Here is a 5,493-nt window from a genome sequence, read left to right as displayed (position 1 = left end):
GCGGCGGCCTCGTGGCATTCCGGGCGGCGCCATCGTTGCGGCATCATTCAGGCACCCGAACGATTGATCATGCGCAGCAATGTTCCCCGCTTGCGGGTACAAAAATTAAAGCCGCTCACGTCCTCTTCTATTCGCCGGGCGCGAAAGACAAAGCAAATATTTCGAATACCTTACTTGGCGGTCAATTGGCGATCATGACCAGTTTCAGATAACAAAGCGGTAATCCACGGGTCAGTACCCGGACAGCCGGCATGACGAGAATAGGAAACGTGCGCGCAAGCCACACATTCCTCATTCACGGGAGACTCACCATGAAACTGCTTACCGCTTTTGCCGTCACCTTGCTTAGCCTGTCGTTCGGCGCCAATGCTTTCGCCCAGTCGTCCCCGTCCGGGCTGACGCGCGCCGAGGTGCGGTCGCAACTCGTGGAGGCCGAGGCTGATGGTCTCGTGCATACACCGAAAACGGATTACCCGCCGTCGGCGCGAGCCGTCGCGCGGAATCGTGAAATCTACGCAATCCAGCACGGCGCCGACGGCACAAGTCTGACGAAGACCGCCAACCCGATCGACGTTCGTTCAGAATCGGCGTCGGACTAATCGGGAAGCCATCCGAATGCCGCGCCCTACCCCATCGGACGAAGGCCGTCCGATGGTCGGAAACGGGAAGCGTCTAGAACGTGTGGCGAATACCGATACGCGTCATGACCTGATTCGGGCTCGTCGACGGTGCATCAGCGCCCGTGATGTACGCGGTATAGCGGATTGTTGATCTGCATGTAGGCTGCCGCTACCGTCACCGCGGCGCCCACGTACTGCGCGCCGAAGCTATACGAACGATTGTCCGCGAAGCCGCCCGCCTGATTGCTGAAACCGTACAGGCCGCCAAATGTGACGCCGCCGTAGGTGTTGCTGGTGTACTTGACGCTGTTGTTCAAACGAAACGAGTTGTCGGTGTTGTCGTTATCGTACGGATGCGACAGCAGGTAGCCGCCCCAGTTGCCGTTTGCCGTGAGCGGCACGAGATAATCCACCACCGAATCGTATTGCCGCCCCATCGTCAACGTACCGAACTGTTGCGAACTCAGGGAGGCGCCCGGCGTCAGGTGTTCGCACTTTAGGAGCTACAGAATCCGCTCACTCAGCAATTCAGTATTGCTCGTTGACCGCGGCGTGTTGCCCACGCGTAAGTCATTTTTCACGTTGCTTTCCGGGGGTCTCTGGCGATAATGCTCCACCACGAAATCGACGAAACTGCGCAGCGCGGCTGCCATGTGCGGCTGCCCTGAATAAAGGAGCCACACCGTGCGTTCGTCCCCACATAGCGACGAATCGTGGAGCAACTCCCGCAGGCTGCCGTTGGCGAGTTCGTCCCGCACGAACGAACGTGGTAAGCGCGCAATGCCGAGTCCCGCCTGCACCGCCCGCTTGACGACCTGAGGGCTTTGTACGTTCATGATCGGCTCGACCACGACGCGCTGCGTGCCATGAGCGTCGCGAAACTCCCAGTAGCGGCTCGGTGCATCCGACGCGACGAGAACGTCGTGGGAGGCAAGATCGCCGGGCCTGGACGGTGCCGGGCACCGCGCTAAATAGCGTGGACTCGCAACAATGACGTCGTATGTTTGTGCGAGCGGCCGGCAAACCAGCGACGAGTCTCGTAAGCGACGTTCCGCACTGAAGCAGACATCGAACTCGTTAGCCGCGACATCGCTCATGTTGTCGAACACGGTCAGCTCGAAGCACATGCGAGGCTCCCGGGCGCGATAAGCGGCCAGCACCTCGGGAAGATCCGTGGTCGCGTAAAGCGACGACGCGGCAACCCTCAGCGAACCAAGCGGCTGTCCCACCGCGAACGCAATGCATTCCTCCATGGCGTCGAGTTGCCTGAGCAGCTCGATGCAACGCTCCCAATATAGCCGCCCTGTTTCCGTCAGCGATACGCGCCTGGTAGTACGGTTCACCAGCCGAACCCCCAGATGGTCTTCAAGCGCGGCGAGGCTACGTGTGACGACCGAGCTGGATATACCCAGTTGCTTCGCGGCTTCGGCGAAATTCAGGCACTCCGCAACTTTGGTGAAGATTCGTATCGATGCCACCAGGTTCATCGTGTTCTCCGGCACACACCGAGGTAAGGGGTTCCCGGTGCAGGTCTCAGCATAGCGGCGGCGTGGTTACCTGAGACCGTCCGAAAGATGAAAGAATCGTTATGTATTGGCTGAGGACGCACTGAGGTTCTTTTAAGATCTGATTCCGAACGGCGCTGTCTTCAAACTACGCGTCGCGAATGACATATCCGACCCGACGAACCGTTTCGATCGTATCGGCGCCGAGCTTCTTTCGAAGCTTGGAGATGTGAACCTGAATCGTGTTGCTTTCCACTTCTTCCTTCCACCCGTAGATGCAATCTTCAAGCGTGGCCACCGACTGAGGAATGCCGCGATATGCAATGAGCCGAAGCAGGATGGCCCATTCGCGGGCTGATATCGTGACTGGAATGCCTGCGCGCGTCACCGTTCGCGACACGGTATCGATAAACAGCTTTCGATGCTTGATCTGATTCGTGCTCCGACCCTGCGAGCGACGTATCAGCGCACGACACCGCGCAATCAGTTCGCGTGTGTCGAAAGGGGCGCTCAGATGATCGTCCGCGCCGGCTTCGAGAGCTTGCACGCAATCCGCGGAGCTGGCGTCTTCGTTGAAGGTCAGGACCGGTATGTCGCAATTCAAGCGACGCAAGCGGACGAGGAAATCGAAACCCGATCGGCGCGGCGGCACAACGTCGGCCACGACAAGTGCATAGCGTGGAGTCGCTAACGCAAGCTGTGCCTCACGATCGTCCTTCACCCGATCGACGGTATAGCCTTGATGACGCAGAACCGACGCCAACCGCCGTGCAATCTGCTCGACTGACTCAACAAGAAGAATCCGCACAACCGGCCACTCGCATCAACGATTCAGGGAAGAACAAAGCGGCGCGAGTAGAAATGAAAGAGATGGATTCTGCTGCCTTTTTACCGCTTCCTGTGTCACGTAAAGATTGTGCGCAACCCATGCGTGCTCATACGCTGACGCCAGGATTACTTTTTCGTCATGTAGCGACTGCAAATACGGTGCCGCCAATAGGGCGATTCACCAACCAGACTGGCCAGTAGCGTCGCGGGAATTACCGTGACCGATCATCTTCATTACATTGCCGACATGTTCCTGGAAAGTGCTTGAATCCCGGTTATAAATCGACCGTTTCTCACGAAAGTCGACTCGTTCCGGTCGCACCGCAGCGCGGCACCCCGAACGTGCATCGGCCTGTATCCACGGCATTACCCCCGGGACCCACGATGAAAAAGCGCTTACTTTCCATCAGTCTTGCGGCCACGCTTGTGCTGTCCACACAGGTTCTCGCCGCACCTGTCAATCAACCCCTTCGACTTCTGTCCACCACGCCATTGCCCGCAGTGACAGGAGGCGATTTCGACCATTTTGCCGCTGACCTCACACGTAACCGTCTCTATGTTTCCGCGGAAGATTTCGGGTCGATTGAAGTCTTCGACCTTCCTCTAGGCGGCCACCTCGCCAGTGAGAAGAATATAGCCACTGAACCGCACAAAATCCTGTTGGGCGATAACGGTAAGGAACTATTCATCGCCGATGCCGGCTCTGCAAGTCTCAGGATCGTCGATACCAGAACCTTTCAGATAAAGAAAATGATCCCTATGAAGGCGCAGCCCGATAGCGGTATCGCCGATGACAGGACAGGCATTTTCTATGTCGGAAACGGCGGGGTTAAATCCCATGAGGATCACGCTGAGATCAGCCTGATTTCCATGGCTGACGGAAGCCTGATTGGAAACATCGGTGTGCCGGCCGGACAGATCAAAGCCATGGCGATCGACAAGGCGAAGAATCGTCTTTACGTTAATTTCCGCGACAGGAACGAGATCGGGATCATAGATCTTGGAAGCCGCAAGTTGACCGGCATCTGGAAGGTGCCGGGGCCGAGCCGCAACTCGGCAATGGCGTTCGATCCCGCCACGAACCGGCTGTTTATTGGCTCTCGTAATCCGGGCAAGCTGTTCGTGCTCGATACGGACAATGGCGCGGTTGTGCAGGCGTTGGACATCGTCGAAACGTCAGACGAGATTATTTTCGACCCACACCATGGCCGCCTTTACGTTGCCGGGTCGAACGGGCTCGACGTCGTGCGCCAGGTCGACAGGAATCACTATTCCGTCGAACAGCACGTCGATACTTTCGGCGGCAAAACAGCGATCCTCATTCCATCGCTCGAACGGCTCTATGTCGTTCATACCAAAGGGCCTTCAGCACAAGAGGCAGGACTTCAGGTGTTTTCGGTTCAGTGAATTCGCAACGAGGCGGCGATTTCCGCGTTGGCCAATTCGCGGCGCTTGATCCTGCCTCCATTTGCGTTTCGAGGGCCGGCGCCGTGTCCAGCAGCACGCCACAAAGCCATAACTAAATAAAAATTAATCTGAGTGGCGTTGTTCGCTTATGCCGCGCCCGCGATCATGGCCTCTGCTTACACACCTCGTCGGTTCCCGCAGGATCAGGGCGCCGATGCAATGCTCATCCGACACAGACGCCTTTACATGAACGCCATTGTCCTGGTTGCCTTGCGCCGCCCCCTCACCTTTGTGGTGATGAGCATCCTCATCATCCTGTTCGGCGCGATGGCCGTATTGAAGACGCCGACGGACATCTTTCCCGCTATCCGCATCCCGGTGATCGCGGTCGTGTGGAACTACAACGGACTGTCCCCGCAGGATATGTCCGGCCGCGTGGTCTACTACTACGAACGTGCCCTGACCGCGACGGTGGCTAACGTCGAGCATATCGAGAGCCAGTCCCTGTACGGGGCCGGCATCGTGAAGATATTCTTTCAACCGGGCACCGACATCGCAGCCGCCCAGGCCCAGGTCGCCTCCATCTCGCAGACCGTGCTCAAGCAGATGCCGGCGGGCATCACGCCGCCTCAAGTGCTGGTGTACAACGCGTCCTCGGTCCCGGTGCTGGACCTTCAGGTCTCCGCGCCGAACATGACGGCCGCGCAGGTGTACGACATGGCGTCTAACCTGGTGCGCCCACAACTGGTGGGCGTGCCGGGCGTCTCGATTCCGAATCCGTATGGCGGCGCGGCATTGAACGTCGAAATCGATCTGGACCAGAACAAGCTGCTGGCGCACGGCCTCTCGGCTTCGGACGTAGCGGCGGCGCTCAGCGCGCAGAACGTGGTCCTTCCTGCGGGCGACCAGAAGATCGGCGGACTCGACTTCATGGTTGAAACGAATTCGACGCCTCTCAGTGTGCCGACGTTCAACAACATGCCGATCAAGACGGTCAACGGCGCGACGGTCTATCTGCGCGACGTCGCCTACGTGCATCGCGGCGCGCCACCGCAGACGAACGCGGTGCTGGTGAAAGGCAAGCAGTCGGTGCTGATCCAGATCTTCAAGAGCGGCAACGCTTCGACACTCGC

General features: G+C 58.3%; 6 protein-coding genes and 1 pseudogene. 4 read left to right on the top strand and 3 right to left on the bottom strand.

The genetic code is table 11. From position 1 onward, the window contains the following. Both QOC89_RS21500 and QOC89_RS21495 read left to right on the top strand, forming a co-directional pair. The coding region (locus QOC89_RS21500; protein WP_323046858.1) for a hypothetical protein at positions 1-212 on the top strand (212 nt) is incomplete at its 5' end. Positions 213-311: 99 nt separating this feature from the next. Continuing rightward, positions 312-599, top strand: coding sequence for a DUF4148 domain-containing protein (locus QOC89_RS21495; RefSeq protein WP_323046857.1), 288 nt, complete (start codon positions 312-314; stop codon positions 597-599). A gap of 161 nt (positions 600-760) precedes the next feature. On the opposite strand, the pseudogene QOC89_RS21490 reads toward QOC89_RS21495, so the two are convergent. From QOC89_RS21490 to QOC89_RS21480, 3 genes and pseudogenes are all read right to left on the bottom strand, one after another. Beyond that, positions 761-1,087, bottom strand: a pseudogene (locus QOC89_RS21490) (porin); the annotation flags it as partial. Between the two features lie 36 nt (positions 1,088-1,123). After that, positions 1,124-2,107: a LysR family transcriptional regulator gene (locus QOC89_RS21485; RefSeq protein ID WP_323046856.1), complete on the bottom strand. Its 984-nt coding sequence runs from the start codon at positions 2,105-2,107 to the stop codon at positions 1,124-1,126. Between the two features lie 166 nt (positions 2,108-2,273). Further along, positions 2,274-2,933, bottom strand: a complete 660-nt coding sequence (locus QOC89_RS21480) for a response regulator (protein WP_323046855.1) — start codon at positions 2,931-2,933, stop codon at positions 2,274-2,276. A 404-nt stretch (positions 2,934-3,337) separates the two neighbouring features. Here QOC89_RS21480 and QOC89_RS21475 point away from each other — a divergent pair, with 404 nt between their 5' ends. Together QOC89_RS21475 and QOC89_RS21470 are read left to right on the top strand one after the other, a co-directional pair. Beyond that, positions 3,338-4,360, top strand: a complete 1,023-nt coding sequence (locus tag QOC89_RS21475) for a hypothetical protein (RefSeq protein WP_323046854.1) — start codon at positions 3,338-3,340, stop codon at positions 4,358-4,360. Between the two features lie 246 nt (positions 4,361-4,606). Further along, on the top strand, positions 4,607-5,493 hold an 887-nt coding region (locus QOC89_RS21470), incomplete at its 3' end, for an efflux RND transporter permease subunit (protein ID WP_323046853.1).

Origin of the sequence: Paraburkholderia sp. (assembly GCF_034668105.1) — a bacterium.
Lineage (GTDB): Bacteria > Pseudomonadota > Gammaproteobacteria > Burkholderiales > Burkholderiaceae > Paraburkholderia.
Note: the sequence above shows the minus strand (reverse complement) of the source record. Positions and strands in the feature narration are given on the sequence as shown.

Coding starts and splice junctions, on each gene's coding strand:
- QOC89_RS21495 (WP_323046857.1), top strand. CDS start 312: ATGAAACTGCTTACCGCTTTTGCCGTCACCTTGCTTAGCCTGTCGTTC.
- QOC89_RS21485 (WP_323046856.1), bottom strand. CDS start 2,107: ATGAACCTGGTGGCATCGATACGAATCTTCACCAAAGTTGCGGAGTGC.
- QOC89_RS21475 (WP_323046854.1), top strand. CDS start 3,338: ATGAAAAAGCGCTTACTTTCCATCAGTCTTGCGGCCACGCTTGTGCTG.